This window comes from Maridesulfovibrio salinus (assembly GCF_055394525.1).
Window position 1 is genome coordinate 1,632,080 of record NZ_AP042461.1, and the last position, 19,008, is coordinate 1,651,087.

Annotated in this window: 19 protein-coding genes; 7 read left to right on the top strand and 12 right to left on the bottom strand. The window is 48.9% G+C overall.

Annotation, left to right across the window (positions count from 1 at the left end; genetic code table 11):
• Window positions 1-42 precede the first annotated feature (42 nt).
• The 4 genes from kdsB to gmhB all read left to right on the top strand — a co-directional run bounded on the left by kdsB (window position 43) and on the right by gmhB (window position 3,394).
• Complete coding sequence (gene kdsB, locus ACZ5PW_RS07250) at window positions 43-786, top strand: 3-deoxy-manno-octulosonate cytidylyltransferase (protein WP_464559382.1); 744 nt, start codon at window positions 43-45, stop codon at window positions 784-786.
• Entirely contained in the window at window positions 783-1,907 is a 1,125-nt protein-coding gene (gene carA / locus ACZ5PW_RS07255) for a glutamine-hydrolyzing carbamoyl-phosphate synthase small subunit (protein WP_464559384.1), read from the top strand. The genes kdsB and carA overlap by 4 nt, the downstream gene beginning before the upstream one ends.
• A gap of 30 nt (window positions 1,908-1,937) precedes the next feature.
• Entirely contained in the window at window positions 1,938-2,741 is an 804-nt protein-coding gene (locus ACZ5PW_RS07260; RefSeq protein WP_464559386.1) for a tetratricopeptide repeat protein, read from the top strand.
• A gap of 119 nt (window positions 2,742-2,860) precedes the next feature.
• A complete protein-coding gene (gene gmhB / locus ACZ5PW_RS07265) occupies window positions 2,861-3,394 on the top strand; it encodes a D-glycero-beta-D-manno-heptose 1,7-bisphosphate 7-phosphatase (RefSeq protein ID WP_464559388.1) in 534 nt (177 codons plus the stop codon).
• 92 nt (window positions 3,395-3,486) lie between these two features.
• Here the strand turns inward: gmhB and ACZ5PW_RS07270 are convergent, their stop codons facing one another.
• Window positions 3,487-4,776, bottom strand: coding sequence for a phenylacetate--CoA ligase family protein (locus ACZ5PW_RS07270; protein ID WP_464559390.1), 1,290 nt, complete (start codon window positions 4,774-4,776; stop codon window positions 3,487-3,489).
• 227 nt (window positions 4,777-5,003) lie between these two features.
• On the opposite strand from ACZ5PW_RS07270, the gene ACZ5PW_RS07275 reads away from it, so the two are divergent.
• Window positions 5,004-5,753 (top strand): prepilin peptidase, encoded by a 750-nt coding sequence (locus ACZ5PW_RS07275; RefSeq protein ID WP_464559392.1) that lies wholly within the window; start codon window positions 5,004-5,006, stop codon window positions 5,751-5,753.
• Window positions 5,754-5,837: 84 nt separating this feature from the next.
• Here the strand turns inward: ACZ5PW_RS07275 and ACZ5PW_RS07280 are convergent, their stop codons facing one another.
• The 11 genes from ACZ5PW_RS07280 to ACZ5PW_RS07330 all read right to left on the bottom strand — a co-directional run bounded on the left by ACZ5PW_RS07280 (window position 5,838) and on the right by ACZ5PW_RS07330 (window position 17,336).
• Window positions 5,838-6,584, bottom strand: coding sequence for a substrate-binding periplasmic protein (locus ACZ5PW_RS07280; RefSeq protein ID WP_464559394.1), 747 nt, complete (start codon window positions 6,582-6,584; stop codon window positions 5,838-5,840).
• Window positions 6,585-6,745: 161 nt separating this feature from the next.
• A complete protein-coding gene (gene pnp, locus ACZ5PW_RS07285; protein WP_464559396.1) occupies window positions 6,746-8,983 on the bottom strand; it encodes a polyribonucleotide nucleotidyltransferase in 2,238 nt (745 codons plus the stop codon).
• 297 nt (window positions 8,984-9,280) lie between these two features.
• A complete protein-coding gene (rpsO, locus tag ACZ5PW_RS07290; protein ID WP_464559398.1) occupies window positions 9,281-9,550 on the bottom strand; it encodes a 30S ribosomal protein S15 in 270 nt (89 codons plus the stop codon).
• Between the two features lie 73 nt (window positions 9,551-9,623).
• Complete coding sequence (gene truB / locus ACZ5PW_RS07295; RefSeq protein WP_464559400.1) at window positions 9,624-10,559, bottom strand: tRNA pseudouridine(55) synthase TruB; 936 nt, start codon at window positions 10,557-10,559, stop codon at window positions 9,624-9,626.
• Between the two features lie 9 nt (window positions 10,560-10,568).
• A complete protein-coding gene (locus ACZ5PW_RS07300) occupies window positions 10,569-11,534 on the bottom strand; it encodes a DHH family phosphoesterase (RefSeq protein ID WP_464559402.1) in 966 nt (321 codons plus the stop codon).
• On the bottom strand, window positions 11,497-11,850 hold the full coding sequence (gene rbfA, locus ACZ5PW_RS07305; protein ID WP_464559404.1) for a 30S ribosome-binding factor RbfA: 354 nt from the start codon (window positions 11,848-11,850) through the stop codon (window positions 11,497-11,499). Before rbfA ends, ACZ5PW_RS07300 begins: the two co-directional genes overlap by 38 nt.
• A 42-nt stretch (window positions 11,851-11,892) precedes the next feature.
• Entirely contained in the window at window positions 11,893-12,180 is a 288-nt protein-coding gene (locus ACZ5PW_RS07310; RefSeq protein WP_464559406.1) for a DUF503 domain-containing protein, read from the bottom strand.
• Between the two features lie 54 nt (window positions 12,181-12,234).
• Window positions 12,235-15,156 carry a translation initiation factor IF-2 gene (infB, locus tag ACZ5PW_RS07315; RefSeq protein ID WP_464559408.1) on the bottom strand — a complete coding sequence of 974 codons (2,922 nt, stop codon included), beginning with the start codon at window positions 15,154-15,156 and terminating at the stop codon, window positions 12,235-12,237.
• A gap of 6 nt (window positions 15,157-15,162) precedes the next feature.
• Window positions 15,163-15,402, bottom strand: a complete 240-nt coding sequence (locus tag ACZ5PW_RS07320) for a YlxR family protein (RefSeq protein WP_464559410.1) — start codon at window positions 15,400-15,402, stop codon at window positions 15,163-15,165.
• 12 nt (window positions 15,403-15,414) lie between these two features.
• The gene (gene nusA, locus ACZ5PW_RS07325) at window positions 15,415-16,800 is read right to left on the bottom strand and encodes a transcription termination factor NusA (RefSeq protein WP_464559412.1); all 1,386 of its coding nucleotides are present in this window, start codon (window positions 16,798-16,800) and stop codon (window positions 15,415-15,417) included.
• 68 nt (window positions 16,801-16,868) lie between these two features.
• The gene (locus tag ACZ5PW_RS07330) at window positions 16,869-17,336 is read right to left on the bottom strand and encodes a ribosome maturation factor RimP (protein WP_464559414.1); all 468 of its coding nucleotides are present in this window, start codon (window positions 17,334-17,336) and stop codon (window positions 16,869-16,871) included.
• Window positions 17,337-17,796: 460 nt separating this feature from the next.
• Between ACZ5PW_RS07330 and ACZ5PW_RS07335 the strand changes: the two genes are divergently transcribed.
• Together ACZ5PW_RS07335 and flgF are read left to right on the top strand one after the other, a co-directional pair.
• A complete protein-coding gene (locus ACZ5PW_RS07335; RefSeq protein ID WP_464559416.1) occupies window positions 17,797-18,069 on the top strand; it encodes a hypothetical protein in 273 nt (90 codons plus the stop codon).
• A gap of 174 nt (window positions 18,070-18,243) precedes the next feature.
• A complete protein-coding gene (flgF, locus tag ACZ5PW_RS07340) occupies window positions 18,244-19,008 on the top strand; it encodes a flagellar basal-body rod protein FlgF (RefSeq protein WP_464559418.1) in 765 nt (254 codons plus the stop codon).

Below are 19,008 nucleotides of genomic sequence, written 5' to 3' on the forward strand. Positions count from 1 at the left end.
ACTATTTTACCTTGTCGCCTGATTTTAAGGATTTGTAACTGAATGAGCATTACATACGGTTGTTACGGTGTTATCCCGGCCCGGTATGATTCGAGCCGATTTCCTGGAAAGCCATTGGCGGATATCTGCGGCAAACCCATGTTCTGGCATGTCTGGGAAAGAGCTTCCAGATGCCCGGAAATGGACAAGGTTGTTCTGGCCACTGACAGTGAGATCATAATGGAAGCGGCCAGCAAGTATGGCGTTCCGGCTATCATGACTGACGAGAACCACACAAGCGGCACTGATCGTGTACTTGAAGCAGCCAGAAAGCTGGGGGTTCCCGGTGATTCAGTTGTTGTAAACATACAAGGTGATGAACCGTGTCTGGCTCCTGAAATGCTCAGTGAGTTGGTCAGTCCCTTTGCTGACGGCAGTGTCAGGGTTACCACCCTTGCATCTCCTATAAGCAAAGATGAGGCTGCCAGCCCCGATCGGGTGAAAGTTGCGCTTGCAAAAGACGGCAGAGCGTTATACTTTTCCCGCTCACCTATCCCATATTCCCACGACGGAGACGGGAATTACCTTCTGCATATCGGCCTGTACGGTTTCCGAATGGAAGCCCTTGAAACCTTTGCCGGCACGGATGTTTCTCCGCTCGAAAAAAGAGAGCGGCTGGAACAGCTCCGACTGCTGGAAAACGGCATACCCATCCACGTCACAATTACCGAACACTCCTGCCACGGAGTGGACCGTCCGGAAGACCTGGATACTGCAATAAAGATTCTTGAGAGGGAAAAAATATGAAAGCCATACTGGCACTTGAAGACGGCACCTGGTTTGAGGGAACTTCCTTCACCGGGCCCGGCGAATCAGGCGGAGAAGCTATCTTCAACACCGGCATGACCGGATATCAGGAAGTCCTAACCGACCCCTCCTATACTGGACAGATGGTCTGCATGACCTATCCCCTTATCGGCAACTACGGAATTACCGAAGAAGATATCGAATCCGCTAAAGTACATGTTGCCGCCTTCATTGTTAAAGAATGCTGCAAGCACCCATCCAACTGGCGTTCTGTAAAGTCTCTGCCGGAGTATCTCAAAGAGTCCGGTGTAATGGGTATAGAAGGGATTGACACTCGTGCGCTGACCCGCCACCTGCGCATAAACGGTGCTATGCGTGGTATTATATCAACAGAAGAGCTTGACCCTGCCAAGCTGGTGGAAAAGGCAAAACAGCTTCCCACCATGGAAGGCCAGAACCTTGCTGACAAAGTAACCTCCGAAGCATGTTATGCGTGGAAGGATAACAGACCTGTTCAGGTTGACGTTTCTTCCGGTTACAAATGGGAAGACAAGGGGCCCAGACTTGTGCTTATTGATTACGGGGTGAAATGGAATATACTCCGTCTTCTGGATGAGCAGGGCTTTGAGGTCCTTTCCGTGCCATCTTTTTTCACTGAAGAGCAGGTTCGTGATCTTAAGCCTGACGCTATCTTTCTTTCCAACGGTCCCGGTGATCCTGCAGTACTTGAACAGGCGGTTGAAAACGCCCGTGCATTCTGCGAGGATATGCCTGTAGCAGGTATATGTCTTGGACATCAGATTCTAGGCCAGGCTCTCGGCGGCAAGGCTTTCAAACTTAAGTTCGGTCACCACGGCTGTAACCACCCCGTTATGGACATGGAAAGTGAAAAGATTGAAATTTCTTCACAGAACCACGGTTTTTGCGTTGACATTTCCGGCTGTTCCGATCTTAAAATCACCCACAAGAACCTTAATGATGATACTCTTGAGGGATTTGCTCATAAAAACAAACCTATCATTGCGATCCAGTTTCACCCGGAAGCAGCTCCCGGTCCGCATGACAGCTGCTACTTCTTCGCCAGATTCCGTAATCTGGTAAAAGACGCAACCGGAAAATAGAAGCGGTAATATCTAAAGTCGGAGACAACGATGTCCGGTGAACTTACAAACGCCAGAAAAAAGCTGGCCGGCATTCCTTCCCTGTTGAAACAGCAGAAAGCCATGGCAGCCGTACAGGCTGTCCATGACGCAGTTCTGACGATGCTGAAGGGCGGGCTTATGAAGTCTGAAAGGGAAGAATTTCAGGATCTCATCGACAATACCGTCCACGTCCTCAACGGTGATAAAAAGCTTAGAGAGGATTATCCTCTCATTATCAACTATTCGCGCGGTGACGAAAAAGCTTTGCTTGATACTTTGAAGGAAATCCTTCAGGAGCTTCAGAAAAATGTCAGCGCAAATGCACAGCAGCTGCTGCAGGCAATGGAGCAGAGAAAAAGAGACACTCTTGATAAAGGTCAGGCCCTTATTGAAGAGAATAAGGTCTCGGAAGCTCAAAAGCTTTTTAACAAGCTTATCCGTGAATTTAAGGATGATACCGAGCTGCGCGCCGAGATTGCCGACAAGTTTATTAAGTCCGGCCTGTATGATGAGGCTCTGGAGTATCTTGAGCAGGCTCTTGCAAATGACCCTGACGCGATTTTCCTGTACAACCGTATCGGGATTGTATTGCGCAAGATGAAGGATTTTGAAGCTGCTGAGAAGTATTATCTCAAAGCTCTGCAGATAAGCGATAAGGATGAATATCTTTATTTCAATACCGGTCGCCTCTATTATGACTGGCAGAAATGGGGCAAGATGGCCAAGGCTGCTGAGAAGGCAGTGGAAATAAATCCCAATTTCGCTGAAGCTGAGAAAATGCTTAAATTCGCCAAGAAGAAAATAGGCAAATAGTCTGCTTAAGGTCGCTTTCGGCTTACAGGCAGATATTGCACCAGAGAGAGTGGCTGCTTTCATAACGAATAATCTCAGGGAGGACTGTTTTCAGTTCTCCCTTTTTTATGAGTCTGGATATGAAATATATTTTACTTGATCGTGACGGGACCATAATTGTCGATAAGCACTACCTGAGTGATCCTGAGGGTGTTGAATTGCTCCCCGGGGCCCGCGAGGGTTTAAAAATGATGTCCGATGCAGGTTTTGGATTGATTGTAGTTACCAACCAGTCCGGTATAGGAAGAGGGTACTATGATGAATCTGACATGCGTGCGGTGAATGACCGTATGCAGGAACTCCTTGCTGAAAGCGGAGTTGATTTTTCTGCTGTATATCACTGCCCGCATTCGCCTGACCAGAATTGCGATTGCCGTAAACCTGCGACTGGTATGTTTGATGAGGCAATTAATGAATTCGGAATGGATCCGGTTCAATGTTATGTCATAGGTGACAAGCTCTGCGATGTGGAACTGGGACTCGCCAAAGGAGCGGGTAGCATTCTTGTACGGACTGGAAAAGGCAAAAATGAAGAATCAAAGTGCGAGGGAAAAGCAGTCTACATAGCAGATAATCTGGTAGATGCTGCGAATTTTATTATAAGAAGGGATTGATGAATCTTTTTCAGCAATTCATATGTAAGAGAAGGCCTGCCGATTCAAGTTCCGGCAGGCCTTTCATTTTGAATTAGTTAATCTCTTAAATGCTAAGCGCGCTCGTCAAAAACCCGTTTGGTTTTACCGAAACTGCGGGGCAGTAAACCGGGTTTGAGTATTTCCACGTTAGTGCGCACAAGTATAAATTTACGGATTTCATCACAGATTGCCTTGGCGAGATTTGCATCATTGCTTTCTGAAGCACCGGGTTTTCTTTCTACCCTTACGGTCATGTGGTCCAGCCCTTCACGCCGTTCAAGGTATATCTGGTATTCAGAACTTGCTTCGGGGAATGACTCCAGTACCGAGGCAATCTGTCCGGGGTAAATATTGACCCCGCGGAATATAAACATGTCATCGCTGCGGCCGGAGATAATGTCGTGGCGGGGCATGGAGCAGCCGCAGGAGCATTTTCCCGGAATTATTCTGGTAAGGTCACGGGTGCGGTAGCGGATAAGCGGAGAAGCTTCCTTATTCAAAGTGGTAACCACAAGTTCTCCGATTTCTCCTTCCGGCACTGGCTGCAGCGTAACCGGGTCAATAATTTCAGCAATGTATTCATCACCCCAGTAGTGAATCCCTTCATGAGCCTCGCATTCGATTCCTGCCCCCGGGCCGTAAAGTTCGGTCATACCAGAAATATCATGGCTGGATTTCAGTCCTAGGGATTCTTCGAACTGCTGTTTCATTTTCGGGGTATGTGCTTCTCCTCCGAAAATACATCTCTTAAGCTTGAGTTTGTCTGTCAAGCCTGCTTTGTGGGCTTCTTCTCCAAGCAGGAGCGCCATGGAAGCAGTGGAGCAGAGACAGGTTGCTTCAAGATCAACAAGGATTTGGAGCTGTATTTCAAGCATTCCGGGGCCAACGGGGAGAGTCATGGCTCCGAAATGTTCAGACCCGAGCTGAAAACCCGCTCCGGCGGTCCATAAACCATACCCCACACATACCTGAACCCGGTCCATTGTAGTCAGTCCCGCCAGTTCATAACAGCGGGCAAACATGTTTTTCCAGGTCTCTAAATCTTTGCGGGTATAGGAAAGAATTTTCCGTTTTCCAGTGGTCCCGCTTGAACCGTGGATGCGTACCACCTGTTCTTCCGGTACAGAGAGCAGCGGCAGGGGATATCCGTCCTTCAGGTCTCCGGCAGTGGTGAAAGGGAGTTTCTGAAGGTCGGACAGAGATTTTATATCACCAGAGTTTATGCCCTGTTCCTTGTAGCGTGAAGCATAAAACGGGCTGTTGGCGGCGGTATGCTCAACGGTCCATTTGAGTCCGTCCAATTGTTTCGCGGCCAGTTCGTCTGCTGTAAGTTCCGGTATAAATCTATATTTGCTGCCCATTTGTATCTCCCGTCAAAACTTGTTCAATCATCATAAGTGTCGTATCCACATTTCTACGACAGAATGTTCACTCGCAATTTCCGGTCTATTCTTTGAGATTCTGGTAGGGGCCGGAATAAATCCGCGTCAGCTGATTTGGCGAACAAGGCAGTTTTGCAGGAAATTCCGAAATCTTCAAGCTTTCCAAGGTCAACATGGTACTATTACCTTTCAATTTATATGAGATTATGGTGGCTGCCGTTATTGGTGGCGTCATGGGCAGTTTTTATGGCTGTTGCGTATTTCGCTATATTAACGGTCAGACATTGACTGATCCACGCCGTTCGACATGTCCTGAATGCGGGCATACTGTCCGCTGGTACGAAAATATCCCCATATTCAGTTACCTGATCCTGCGAGGAAGATGCTCTTCGTGCAAAGAGAAAATAAGTCCCTTGTACCCGGTAATCGAGCTGGTCTCAGTAATGTGGGCAGTGCTTCTGGTGGTAACCTATGGACTTTCAATTGATTGGATAATGCACATGTTTTTTGGCGGGATGCTGATTGTGGCATCCTTTATCGATCTTAAGACTTTTATTCTTCCAGATATTATTACGATCCCCGGATCAGTCGCTGCTATTCCCTGTGCAGCATTACTGACCCCTCTTGGATGGGAGGGTGCTCTGCTAGGCGCGGGAATCGGTGGTGGGCTGTTCTGGTCTTTGAGACTGCTTTACCGGGGCCTGAAGGGTATCGAAGGATTGGGGCTCGGTGATGTGAAGATCATGTTCATGATCGGGGCGCTGGCCGGGCCGCAGAATCTTCCATTGGTAATCACAGTAGGTGCTTTCAGCGGGCTTGCGGCTGGCCTTATAATGATGGCTGTTGATCCGGAGCAGAAGTATGGCTCCATGATTCCTTTTGGACCTTTTCTGGCTTTCGGGTCCATGCTGACAACTCTTTATGCCGATACTTTCTGGAAATGGTATCTGGTGTAGATAAATTAAATTCAATCGTATAATAATCGGCGGAATCTCTGTGCCAGAGATTCCGCCGATTACTTTTAAGGTGCTTGCTCGGGCCTATTTGATGCCGTATTTCTGCATGATCTTCTGGTAAGTTCCGTCTGCTTTGATTGCTTCCAGACCTTTGTTGAAAGCGCTGATAATTTCCTTATGCCTCGGGTTGGCAAGGCCGCAGGTTACGAAAAGGTCGTTACTGGACATAGGGGTTTTAGTGAATTCAATTTTGTCTAGAAGTGAACTGTCTTTCTGAGCAATGACAGCCTTGGCAACGATTTCATCAGAGAGGGTCAGGTCTATCCTTTTCCCTACCAGCTTCTTGATATTGGTGATCAGGTCACCTGTTGGTTCGCGTTCAAAGCCGGGGTCGTTGGTAAATTCGGAGCTGTATCCATAGCCGCTTATTATTCCGACTATTTTTCCGGAAAGGCTGGACAGCCCATTGTATTCGAAAGGATCTCCCTTGCGTTTGATTAATTTAATCTGGTTGCTTGCGTAAGGTTGACTGTAGGCAAGATAGGCCAGTCTTTTATCATTTTTCCATGTGTTTGGAAGAATGTCGTAAGTGCCTTCCTTTACTCCATTTTCAGCTCTGTTCCATGGAACAATTTCCAGTTTTACATCGTAGCCCTGAGTCTTGAACGCGGCTGTAATAATTTCCATGCTCAACCCTTTGGTGGGAGAGTCCGGATTGATGAATGGTGGCCAAGGGTCGGCAGCGGCGACGATGGTTTTGGGAGCAGCATAAGCAATAGAGGAAATAAGTATTGCCAGCAGACAAGCAAAAGTGATCATAAGTCTCTTCATGGGTTCTCCTGTTGTTTGGGTAGAAACGAGAAAAAGTAAAAAGGACTATAGATCTATTTTAACCCGAGAAAGTAATTCTATACAACTCATTTGAGCACAAAATAAATGCCCCGGAAGAATAATCTTCCGGGGCATTGTTAAATCAATATTTTGAGCAAGAATTATCTGCGGCGTCCGCCACCACGACGATCATCACGGCGGTCGTCACGGCGTCCACCGCCACGGGGTCCGCCACCACGGGGACCACGGTCACCGCCCATCTTGAATTTTTCAAGGTCAACTTCCTGACCGGCCTGCTCCATGAGCCATGCCTTGCGGGACAGGCGGATACGTCCGTTAGGCTGTACTTCAACAACCTTAACAGTGATTTCCTGACCGAGCTGAACAACATCGGTTACTTCTGCGATGCGTTCCACATCAAGCTGGGAGATATGCAGCAGACCTTCGAGTCCGGGCAGAATCTCAACGATTGCGCCGATCTCGAGGATTTTCTTGACAGTACCTACGTAGTTTTTACCAACTTCAGCGGTCTGGTCGTAGTACTGGACCATTTCCACAGTCTTCTTGAGGGATTCAAGAGTGGGGGCGAAGATGGAAACTTTACCGGAATCTTCAATATCAATATCAGCAGCGGTTTCAGCGGTAATCGCCTTGATATTTTTGCCGCCAGGGCCGATGAGGTCTCTGATCTTTTCAGGATTGATCTGGAGAACTTCCATCTGCGGGGCATTAACGGAAAGCTCGGCTCTGGGAGCCCCGATTACCTGCTTCATGTCGTCAAGGATGAGCTGACGGGCTTCTTTGGCCTGTCCGAGAGCCTTGCGCAGGACTTCAGCAGGGATCCCGCTGATTTTGATGTCCATCTGAATTGCGGTAACGCCTTCTTCAGTACCAGCCACTTTGAAGTCCATATCGCCGAGAGCATCTTCATCGCCGAGGATGTCGGTAAGTACAAAAAAGTCTTCTCCTTCCTGGCACAGACCCATGGCGATACCTGCAACAGGTGCGCTGATGGGGACACCGGCATCCATGAGGGACAGGGTGGTTCCGCATACACTGGCCATCGAGGAAGAACCGTTTGAGTCCATTACCTCGGAAACCACACGCATGGTAAAGGGGAATTTTTCTGCGGAAGGCAGAACAGGGCGCAGTGCACGTTCCGCGAGAGTTCCGTGACCGATTTCACGGCGGGAAGGAGCACGCAGGAATTTAGCTTCACCAACGCAGTACGGGGGAAAGTTGTAGTGCAGCATGAAACGCTTGGTATCTTCACCGATAAGTGTTTCGTAGCGCTGCTCGTCACGGCTTGATCCGAGGGTGCAGATTGCCAGAGCTGAAGTTTCGCCTCTGCGGAAAAGTGCGGAACCGTGAGTCATGGGCAGGTTGCCTACTTCCATGGAGAGGTTACGAACGGTGGTCAGGTCACGGCCATCGATACGTACACCCTTTTCAACTATGCGTTTACGGACGATCTTTTTCTCAAGATCTGCCATGACATCGCTGACAGCCTTTGCTTTAGCGGGATCTTCAGGGAACTTCTCAGTCACCATTTCCACTGCTTTGGCTTTTACTTCGGATTTAGCTGCTTTGCGCTCCATCTTGCCGGGAACGGTCAGGGCCTTATCCAGATCGCCCGCGAAGTTGTCAGTAACGATGGTGATGACATCTGCATCTTTTTCCGGTGCAACGACTTCAATTTTGGGACGGCCTACTTTTTCGCGAAGAGCGTCCTGAAGGTCGAACATGGGAGCGACCTGTTCGTGACCCCATTCAAGGGCTTCGGCGATGGTGTTCTCGGAAAGGAACTGGGAGCTTCCTTCAACCATGATAACCGCATCGCGTGTAGCGGCAAATACAAGGTTGAGGTCGGACTCTTCAGCTACTCCTTTATAAGTAGGGTAGAGAACAAATTCGTTCTTCACCAGACCTACACGGGCTGCGGCAATCGGACCGTTGAAGGGCATATCAGAGATATGCAGCGCAGCAGAAGCACCGGTCATGGCAAGCACGTCAGGGTTGGTGTCAGCATCAGCTGAAAGAACTGTGGCGATAACCTGAACTTCGTCGCAGAAAGCCTTGGGGAACATGGGACGGATGGGGCGGTCCATGAGACGAGAAACCAGGGTTTCACGGTCAGAGGGACGGCCTACTTCGCGGCGGAAGTAACCACCGGGGATGCGTCCGGCTGCGTATGTTTTTTCAAGGTAGTTGCAGGTCAGGGGGAAAAAGTCACGGGGCTCGTTGGTGGGCATGGAAACCGCAGTTACGAGTACAACGGTTCCACCGGATTGAATCCATACGGTTCCGTTGGTCTGGTTGGCCATGCGACCTGTTTCCAGAGTGATATCCAGATTGCCAACCTGTCCGGTGACACTGGTTTTCTCAAAAGGTACTAACATTTAGATTCCTCATAAATCAGTTGTGATGATGGAATCCGGTGCTGCCTGAATTTTCCAGCCGGCTAAGGGAGGATTTCATTACGAAAACGGGGTAATGAACCCCTTCCTCAGCCAACTAAAAATCCATTGCAGGAGAGCACGGATTCCGAACGTAACGAACTTAAACTTAGATGTCAGTCCGTTAATCTATAATTAAACCAAGCTGCCTTACATCTATATGATGTAAAGTCAGATGAAAACACAAAAGTGTTAATTTTTACAAAAAGAAGGGGAGGGCAAACCCTCCCCATAAACTGCTTATTTGCGCAGACCAAGCTTTGCAATAAGGTCACGGTAACGCTGAATGTCTTTAGACTTCAGGTACTTCAGGATGTTCCTGCGCTGACCGACAAGCTTGAGCAGGCCGGTGCGGGAATGGTAATCCTTCTTGTGAGTCTTGAAATGGTCGGTCAGGTATTTGATTCTTGCGGTAAGAAGAGCAACCTGAACTTCAGGGGAACCGGTATCACCGGGTTTGGTCTGGTATTCCTCGATAACTTTTGCCTTTTCTTCAGCAGTCATAACCACAGCGCTATCCTCCTTCACGTCAAAATGCGTGAGTATTCTTGTTTATGCCGGAAGTGTTGTTTCCCGCGGGGAATCAGCCCCACAGGCCGCGAAGTATTACCCAGAGCAGCTTTCCATCAATAAGCTTGGTCTCCATGAGAGCCAGAGCAGTACCGTCAGTGTCTAGGAACATAGCCCTTTCACCTTCGATTATTTTCAAGTCTGCTGCACACACTTCTTCTACCTGAATTCTTGCTCCGTTTCTGATGTTTGCTGACATGGTTTCGGAAACCGTAAACCTGTGCCAGTGGGGCAGGGCGTCCGCAAGGGGAATTATCCTGTCCTCAAGACCATCCGGATCGGCAAGAACATCATCCAGTTCGTGTGCTTCACTGAGCCGATAAGGTCGGCTTTCTTCGCGCCTAAGTGATTCCATTACCGCGCCGCATCCGAGCCGCGACCCCAAGCTGTGGACCAGGGAGCGTATATAGGTGCCGGCAGAGCACCCAACCCGGAAACGGGCCATTGGCAGAGTCACTTCCAGCGGTTCTGCATCAAATATTTCAATGCTCTTTATTTTGACCGGTGTTTCTTCACCTTTTCTGGCCAGTTCATAGAGCGGTTTGCCTTTGTGCTTTGCAGCCGAATAGGCCGGAACTTCCTGACTAGTCAAGTCATTCCATGCTAAAATTTCACATTCCACCATTTTTTCCGTTATTGCGGAGATGTCGCTGGTGGAAGTCTCAGTCCCCTGAATATCATAAGTATCTGTTGTTCTACCTATTCTCAGGCTTCCTGTATATACTTTATCATGACCGGTAAGATAAGGCCCGAGTTTTGTGGCATTACCCAGCATTACCAGCAGAACGCCTTCGGCCAGAGGATCCAGAGTTCCGGCATGGCCTATTTTGTATTGCTTGAGTTCACGTTTGATCGAATTCAGGCAATCTGTGGATGTCGGACCGGATGGTTTATTGAGAACCAGAACACCATGCTTCTGGAACGGGCTTTTTTTTGGTTTTCTTCCCATATCAGATCGTTACTCTATGATTCTTTCACCGATAGCGGAAATCAGTTTATCACGAACGGTGTCAGGATTATTTTCTATCAGTCCGCCACTGGCATTCTTGTGTCCGCCGCCTCCGAAGAGTGATGCAACAGCCTGAACATTGTCCCGGGACTGGGAGCGCAGGCTGAATTTATAGCGCATGGGGCTGTCTTCCCGGATGAGTACTGCAACCCTTACCCCACGGATTCTGAGGATAAAGCTGACCAGACCTTCACAGTCTGAACCGGTCGCTCCTGATTCATCGAGCATTTCCTGAGTGATGAAGATCAGCGCGGTTTGTCCGTCATGGTGCAGTTCGACTTTGCTGAGGGCGATTGTCCACAGGTTGATTCGTTTCATGGTCCACTGATTGCGTATTTTGGGAACAAATTCACCCAGATCAAGACCGTAGCGAAGAATGTCAGCTATTATTTCAAGTGTTTCCGGCTTGGTGTTGTTGTAGGTAAAAAAGCCGGTATCTGTGGCTATAGAAAGATAAACTGCTTCACCCAGATGACCGGACAGGGATATTTTCAGCTCTCTGGCTATGAGGGTAATCATTTCTCCAACCGCGGGACGGTTGGTGTCCACCCAGTTGACAGCCGCGAATCCTGAATTGCCGATGTGGTGGTCTATGTTGATAGACTTTTCTGGGTCAAGGGAATTCATAAGTGATTCACCCATCCGTGGCGCATCGCCGCAGTCAAGAACGATATACCAGCCGTCAAAACCCTTAGGTATTTCAGTCAGTATCGGAGAGGGGGTCTTGAACCACTCCATAGACTCGGGCAGACCGCTCTGGTTGTAGAGGCGAAATCTTTTACCGAGTTTTTCAAGGATGTATCCCATTGCAGCTGTAGAGCCAAGGGCATCTCCATCGGGATTGAAATGGGCTGCAACAAGAAAGTCGTCTTCTTCCTTAAGAATCCGACATATCTCTTTCAACTTGGCTTCCATAAACCATCTCCTCGAGAAAATTGTCATGTACAAATCTCAGTTCGGGAATCTGGCGGACGCGGATACGCTTGCTGAGCTTGCTACGGATAAATCCCTTGGCCTTTTCAAGGCCCTGGACTGCGGCTTCTATCTTTTCTTTATCGCCTGCCATGGTAAACATAACTTCGGCGATTTTGTTGTCCTTGTTCATTCTAACGCCGCTTATTGTCACCAACTCAAGGCGCGGATCTGCTATTTCTTCCACCAGCATTGTGGCTATTTCGCGCATTATCTGGTCGCCCATTTTCACTGAGCGTCTGGAAGTTGATGTTTTCATTTCTTGTTACCTCTAAAAAAAAATTTTTCCTGACCGATATGGTCAGGAACTGAAAATTTCTGTTTCGCAATGTACAAGTTCTACCGGGCTCATGGCTTCAACCATTGAGAGAGCCTTGGATAGCCTGCTTTCAACCCTGCGTGTTTCATTGGATACTGTGACCGCGGCAATAATGAGCCTTTCGTGGGAGTCCATGGCTTCAACTTCGGATACCGAAAGGTTGAATTTATTTCGAAGCTTTTGCTTCAGGCTTAATGAGATTTTTCTTTTGCCCTTGAGCGATCTGTTTCCGTGCAGTCTGAATTCCAGTGAAAGTACGCCGATAATCATGTGTTCATTATTAAATCCGGAGGCGGACGGCAGGCCCGCCTCCGGTATTGATTTTTATTCGAGAGTTCTTGCTACTTCAACAACTTCGAAGGCTTCGATTACATCGCCATCCTTGATGTCGTTGAATTTTTCAAGACCGACACCGCATTCGTAGCCTTTGGCAACTTCCTTGGCGTCATCCTTGAATCGTTTGAGAGAAGTCAGGGATCCGGTGTAGATAACTACTCCGTCACGCAGCAGACGAACCTGTGCGTGCCTGGTCAGCTTGCCGTCCACAACATAAGAACCTGCGATAACACCGACTTTGGGTACGGAAAAGGTCTGCTTGACTTCCGCCTGACCAAGGTAGTTTTCCTTGATGTCCGGGGAAAGCATTCCGCCCATGGCGTCTTTGATTTCATTTACGAGCTTGTAAATGATGTCGTAGAAACGGATTTCAACTTCTTCTCTTTCCGCGATATCCTTGATCTTAACTGTCGGTCTTACATTGAAGCCGATAATGATCGCCTGTGACGCGGAGGCCAGCAGGATGTCGGATTCAGTGATGGCACCTGCACCGCCGTGGATAACATCGACCTTGATCTCGTCAGTAGCCAGCTTGGCGAGTGCTTCGTTGATTGCCTCAAGAGAGCCCTGCACGTCTGCTTTAAGCACAACGTTAAGAGTCTGCACTTCCTGGTCCGGTTTGGAAGCAAGGAAAGACTCAAGGGTGACCTTGGATTTACCTGCCAGTTCACGTTCGCGATGCTTGAGCTTGCGTTCCTGAGCGATACGGCGGGCAATCTTGTCATCTGCAACACAGATGAATTCGTCACCAGCTTCGGGGATACCGTCAAAGCCCTGAATCTCGACCGGGAAAGCCGGTCCGGCTTTTTTGATCTTTTTACCGCGGTCATCGAACATGGCTCTTACACGGCCATGGTAGAGTCCGCAGACAAAGGGATCTCCCTGATGGATTGTGCCTTCCTGAATAAGAACGGTTCCAACGGGACCACGTCCTTTATCAAGTTTTGCCTCAACGATATTACCGCGGGCAGACTTGCTCGGATTGGCTTTGAGTTCAAGGAATTCAGCCTGAAGCTGTACCATTTCGAGCAGGTCGTCCAGACCGGTTCCCATTTTAGCGGAAACAGGCACGAACATGGTGTCACCACCCCAGTCTTCGGGAACGAGACCGTGGTCGGCAAGTTCTCTCTGAACTCGCTCGGGGCTTGCTCCTTCCTTATCCATCTTGTTGACAGCAACAACGATGGGGACTCCGGCAGCCTTCGAGTGGCTTATTGCTTCACGGGTCTGGTCCATGACACCGTCATCCGCCGCAACAACGAGGATTACGATATCTGTTACCTGAGCACCGCGCATACGCATGGTTGTGAACGCTTCGTGACCGGGGGTATCGAGAAATACGATCTCTCCGCGGTCGGTAGTCACATGGTATGCACCGATATGCTGGGTGATACCGCCTGCTTCTCCATCGGTAACAGCACTGTGGCGTATTGCGTCAAGCAGTGAAGTTTTACCGTGGTCAACGTGACCCATGATGGTAACGATTGGCGGACGGGGCAGCATGTCTTTATCATCATCCGCCTCATTTTTGGGGATGAGAAGTTCTTCTTCGGAGTAGGAAACGTTTTCAACTTCATACTCAAATTCAGCTGCAAGCAGTGTCGCGGTATCAAAGTCAAGAGACTGGTTAATGGTAGCCATCACTCCAAGACCGAACAGGGCCTTGATAAGTTCCTGAGCTTTAACACCCATCTGGTGAGCCATGTCGGAAAGTCGAATGGCTTCGTTGAATTTGATCTTGCGCTTTGCGGCCTTAAGAGGCTTCTGCTGAACAGGCTGCTGATCGTTGCGTTTGCCGCCTTTTTTGCCTTTCTTTTTGCGAAACTTGCTTTCGAGTTCTCTTTCATTGTCAGCTTTGTAGCCTTTTCCGAACTCGACAACACGCTTATCTTTCTTGAATTTTTTCTTCTTGCTCTGATCATTGCCGGGTTGAGGTGCACCGGGAACAGGCCTTCCGCCTCCGGGGGCTCCGCCGGGTCTTCCTCCGCCTCCGGGAGCTCCGCCGGGCCTTCCGCCTGCAGGACGGCCACCACCGGGTCTTCCGCCGGCAGGTCTACCGCCGCCGGGTCTTCCTCCGCCAGGCCTTCCTCCACCACGAGGCTCTTCACGGTTGGCAGGCTGGCGTCTGTTGCCCGGACCTTCGGCAGCTCTTTTCGCTGCTTCCAGATTCGGATCAGGGCGTGAAATAATTTTTACTTTAGGAGCTTCGACTTCTTTCTTCTTTTTGCGCTTTTTCTTTTTGCCTTCAGAATCCCCGGATTTAGCCGGTTTTTCTGCGGCTGCAGATTCAGCTTTTTTCTCAGTCTTGGGCTCTTCAGTTTTTTTCTTTGCTTCAGGCTCTTCGGCTTTTTCTTCTGCCGGGGTAGCAGCAGCTTTTTTCTCAGCCGGAGCTTTCTCTTCAACTGGCTTAGCAGAAGGGGGTGTTTCCGCTTTGGGCGCAGCTTCAGTTTCTTCTTTAGAGGGGGCTTCTTCCTTCTTTTCGAGTTCTTCAGGCTTGATTACCTTCACCATGGGCTTCTCAGCCTTGGCCGGTGCTTTCTTTTCAGCCTTTTTAGCCTTGGTCTGCTCTTCTTTTTTGTCCGCAGCAGGCTCTTTTTTTTCTGTTGCAGCAGGCTTTGAGTCTTTCTGGCTCTCTTCTTTATCAGAGGCTGTTTTCTCTTCCTGTTCTGCTTTGCCTTTTCCTCGTCCACCTTTACGGCGGCGCACGATAACCCCGGGCTGAACTTCTCTTCTTTCCACTTTGCCGGATTTGCCGGCAAGTTCATTGCGGATAGTGTCTGCCTGTTCTGAATCTATGTCGGCAACAGTGCTTTTTGCCTGTACTCCGAGTTCTCGAAGTTTTTGAAGAATGTCTTTAGTACTGACCCCGAGCTCGGTGGCCAATTCCTTAACTTTGATTTTTGATGCCATGTAATACTACCCCCTGAATTTCTTCTTCCGTGGCCGAAAAAATTTAAATCTTTCAAGGCATTTTGCATTGCCGCAGACATAATATCCGCGGCCCTGCATAACCTTTTTTTCATCCGGAATAAGTTCATCATCGGAAGCCCCCTTGCCGATAACGAACCTGAACAGTTCTTCTTTGGCAAAACGCTGCCTGCAGATTACGCACGAACGGGTTGGAACGTGTTTTTTGCTGCTGTCCTTTCCGGTCAAATACAACTACCTTTATTCTGCTTCCGGAGCTTCGTCTTCCCCGGATTCATTTTCATCTTCAACAGCCTCATCCCCGGATTCTTCGCCGGCTTCATCTGCTGTTTCTTCTTGAATATCCACTGTTTCGGAAAATTCTTCCCCTGTGTCGTCATACTCGGGTTCGTCATCAGCTATGCCAAGAAGCATGATTGCTGATTTGATGTCGGAAACCTTGGAAGGTGTCATTCCTGAAATGGACATCAGGATTTCTTCAGAGGCTCCGGCAACCTGGCTGACTGTTTCGAAACCTGCGGAAATGAAGTTGTCGAGCGGGATTTCGGCTACGCTTGCAACCTGATCCATACCCTTACTTGCAACATTCATTTCGCCATAGCGGGATTCGGTGAATACATCAATCTTCCAGCCGAGCAGACGGGACGCGAGCTTTACGTTCTGTCCCTTACGGCCGATAGCAACGGTGAGCTGATCGTCGGGAACAACAACTTCAAGTGTTTTCTCTTCATCGTCAACAGCGATTCGGGTGATTACTGCCGGAGAAAGAGCGTTCTGAGCGTACTTGGCTATGTCCTGACTCCAGACCACGATATCAATGCGTTCTCCGCGCAGTTCCTGAACAATATTCTGGATGCGGGAACCTCTGATACCAACGCATGCTCCTACAGGATCCACGTCGCGGTCTGTGGAGTTGACTGCAACCTTGGCGCGCAGGCCCGGATCGCGGGCAACTCCCATAATTTTGACAGTGCCATCGTCAACTTCGGGGACTTCACGTTTGAAAAGTGCGGTCATGTAGTCGGGATGGGAGCGGGATACTGTGACCTGAGGTCCTCTGGACTCTTTCTGTACGTCAATGATGAAAGCTTGAACCCGGTCTCCGCGTTTGTATCTTTCGCGGGGAATCTGTTCGCCTTTGGGCAGTACAGCTTCAGTTCGGCCGAGGTTGATAATCCATCCGGTGCGGTCACGACGCTGTATAATACCGCTGACGATTTCGTTGACGCGGTTTTTGAACTCATCGTAAATGATTTCCTGCTCAGCATCACGCATGCGCTGGATGATAACCTGTTTCGCAGACTGAGCTGCGATTCTTCCCAGATCTTCAACTTTGAGCTTAAAGCCCATTTCATCATCGATCTGAACATTGGGATCATGCGCTTTAGCTTCTTCCAGAGTTATCTCACTGATTTCGTCCTCAACTTCTTCAGCCACAACTTTGAACTGGTAAACTTCTATTTCACCTTCGCTTTCATTGTAGCTGACCTCGATATCCATAGCATCGCCGTATTTGCGGGCCACAGAAGAACGCACCGCTTCTTCAAGGGTGTCAATGAGAAGATCCTTATCAATCCCACGGTCTTTGCTGATCTGGTCAATCGCCTTTTTGAGTTCAGAACCCATGTTGCTCCTCCGCTTCGGCACATATTCGCGGCAGCAGTGCCGGCAAGCCGAATGACTGCCTTATTAATTTATTTAAACTCGTGTATGAGTTTTGCTTTCTTTATTCTGTCCCATTCAATTCTGATGGGATCTTCCTGATCTTCAAGTCTGAGGCTGAGCCCTTCAGCATCCGTATTATCAAGTACTCCTTTGAAGTTCTTGCGACCTTCAATGGAGAAAACAAGGGCTACATCAACTTTTTTTCCGATATAGCCGGTAAACTGCTCCGGCTTGAAAAATTTTCTTTCCAGTCCCGGGGAGGATACTTCTAGCACATAGGCGCTGTCGATTATCTCTTCAACTTCCAGCATGAGCCCTACGTCTCTGCTTACAGCCGCACACTGGTCGATGCTGACTCCGTCCTCGCTGTCTATATAAATGATTACAGCGGGGCGGTTGGCAGAAGTAACTTCAACTCCCCAAAGGGTGAGTCCCATGGCTTCAATGGAGGGTTCCACGAACTCGCTTATTTTGTTGGCAAGTGAGCCTTGTTCCACATCTTACTCCGTTTTTTCACCTTTTGCGGCGGATAAAATAAAAAAAAGTGGACCCGAAAAAGGCCCACCTCAGCATCTTACAACCCACAAAAGGTTACAAATTGAGGCCTGATGCGGGTGAAAGAGGTTTGCCTGAAAACATGATCATCAGGAAAGTCTACCACTTGGAGGTGTCTACTGTTCGTTCAGGAACGCTGAGGTACACCCGCACCGAGGACAGCAACGTAGGCGAGTCGAAGTTTAATGTCAAGTCTTGTGGTGATCTTTATCAAATAATGAAGTGCAGCATCGCAACAATGGGGCGCGTGGTTCAGGGGTGGGTGTGCCTTGAAAATTAACATACGAGGCCCTTGAGGTAAACAGAGTCTTTGACTTGGTCTTTGTTTGTCGTTAGATTTGACTTATAAAATTTAAACATTAAATATATAGTATAAAATAGTTTGTCCCAGAGGTGTAAACAATGCCAGTTCTCACAGATAATATAGTAGCAGGTCCTGCCGGTCATGTTCAGGCAGCCCCGGCGGCCACCTTTTCAGCTGGTCCGGCCGGAAGCACTGTAGCTGGGCTTCCTGGACATGTTGATATTTCTCCCGCAACGCAGGGAGTACGCAGTGTGGATGCCACTACTGATTTTGAGGTTGAAGATGCAACCATGGGTTATCTCTCTCCGAACGCCACTCAGGGCATCATACCTGAAATCAGAGTGGGAGGAATAATCTTTCACACTGTCTGATTCAAATAAGTAACGCATACGACATGATTGATAAGGTCCCGGTTCAGTTCGCTGAGCCGGGACTTTTTCATTTATTTCAGGTCGGTAATGTCTTTGTTCTCTCTTTGGCCTGCCCTTTGCATTGAGTTGGGCAGCAATTAAAGCGAGGAACATCTTCTTTCAGGAGAAATAGACATGCGATCCAGTATTTTCAGTGCCCTCTTCGGGGCCATGTCCAACGAGCACCGGATTGATATCAGCGCCAATAATTTGGCGAACGTCAATACAACCGGTTTCAAGCGCGACAACTGCGCTTTTCAGGACACCTTTCAAAGATTTGCACATGACTATGTCGTGGATGCCAAGCCGTTCATCCGCGATAAAAACATGCTTCCAGAGCCTAAAATTATGGCTCGTCCCAGACTTTCAGATGAAGTGATTGATATGGGGCAGGGGGCTTTTCAGAAAACCGGCAACCCGCTTGACCTCGCTGTGCGGGGAGACGGCTTTTTCAAGGTTCAGAAAGACGGCGGCGAGTTTCTGACCCGCAACGGTGTCTTCACTCTCTCTCCGGACGGAATTCTCATCACCGAGCAGGGTTATCCTGTAATGGCAAACGGCGGACAGGTGGCTATCCCGCCCCGTTCGGACGTGACCATCGATGCCGAAGGCGTGATCAGAGCTGATGGCGCAGAAATTGCCCAGCTGGATTTCGTCCAACCGGCCAATACCAAAGAACTCAAGAAGAATGGTGAAAACCTTTTTGTCCTTGAAGGTGAGGAGGTTCCTGCCGAAGGGGAAATTGTACAGGGCTACATCGAGAAATCCAATGTCGAAGTAGTCAATGAAATGGTTGCCATGATTGAATGTCAGCGCAGCTTTGAAATGTACCAGAAAATGATCAGCACTACCGACCAGCTTGACCAGAAGCTTATCCAGAAAGTCGGTAGGGCAACGTAA

Excerpts from the sequence above, each read along its gene's own strand:
- ACZ5PW_RS07310 (WP_464559406.1), bottom strand. The coding sequence starts at position 12,180 with ATGATTATCGGCGTACTTTCACTGGAATTCAGACTGCACGGAAACAGA.
- ACZ5PW_RS07270 (WP_464559390.1), bottom strand. The coding sequence starts at position 4,776 with ATGGGCAGCAAATATAGATTTATACCGGAACTTACAGCAGACGAACTG.
- infB (WP_464559408.1), bottom strand. The coding sequence starts at position 15,156 with ATGGCATCAAAAATCAAAGTTAAGGAATTGGCCACCGAGCTCGGGGTC.
- gmhB (WP_464559388.1), top strand. The coding sequence starts at position 2,861 with ATGAAATATATTTTACTTGATCGTGACGGGACCATAATTGTCGATAAG.
- flgF (WP_464559418.1), top strand. The coding sequence starts at position 18,244 with ATGCGATCCAGTATTTTCAGTGCCCTCTTCGGGGCCATGTCCAACGAG.
- ACZ5PW_RS07335 (WP_464559416.1), top strand. The coding sequence starts at position 17,797 with ATGCCAGTTCTCACAGATAATATAGTAGCAGGTCCTGCCGGTCATGTT.
- ACZ5PW_RS07300 (WP_464559402.1), bottom strand. The coding sequence starts at position 11,534 with ATGGAAGCCAAGTTGAAAGAGATATGTCGGATTCTTAAGGAAGAAGAC.
- ACZ5PW_RS07280 (WP_464559394.1), bottom strand. The coding sequence starts at position 6,584 with ATGAAGAGACTTATGATCACTTTTGCTTGTCTGCTGGCAATACTTATT.
- ACZ5PW_RS07260 (WP_464559386.1), top strand. The coding sequence starts at position 1,938 with ATGTCCGGTGAACTTACAAACGCCAGAAAAAAGCTGGCCGGCATTCCT.
- rbfA (WP_464559404.1), bottom strand. The coding sequence starts at position 11,850 with ATGAAAACATCAACTTCCAGACGCTCAGTGAAAATGGGCGACCAGATA.
- kdsB (WP_464559382.1), top strand. The coding sequence starts at position 43 with ATGAGCATTACATACGGTTGTTACGGTGTTATCCCGGCCCGGTATGAT.
- pnp (WP_464559396.1), bottom strand. The coding sequence starts at position 8,983 with ATGTTAGTACCTTTTGAGAAAACCAGTGTCACCGGACAGGTTGGCAAT.
- nusA (WP_464559412.1), bottom strand. The coding sequence starts at position 16,800 with ATGGGTTCTGAACTCAAAAAGGCGATTGACCAGATCAGCAAAGACCGT.
- ACZ5PW_RS07275 (WP_464559392.1), top strand. The coding sequence starts at position 5,004 with ATGGTGGCTGCCGTTATTGGTGGCGTCATGGGCAGTTTTTATGGCTGT.
- carA (WP_464559384.1), top strand. The coding sequence starts at position 783 with ATGAAAGCCATACTGGCACTTGAAGACGGCACCTGGTTTGAGGGAACT.
- truB (WP_464559400.1), bottom strand. The coding sequence starts at position 10,559 with ATGGGAAGAAAACCAAAAAAAAGCCCGTTCCAGAAGCATGGTGTTCTG.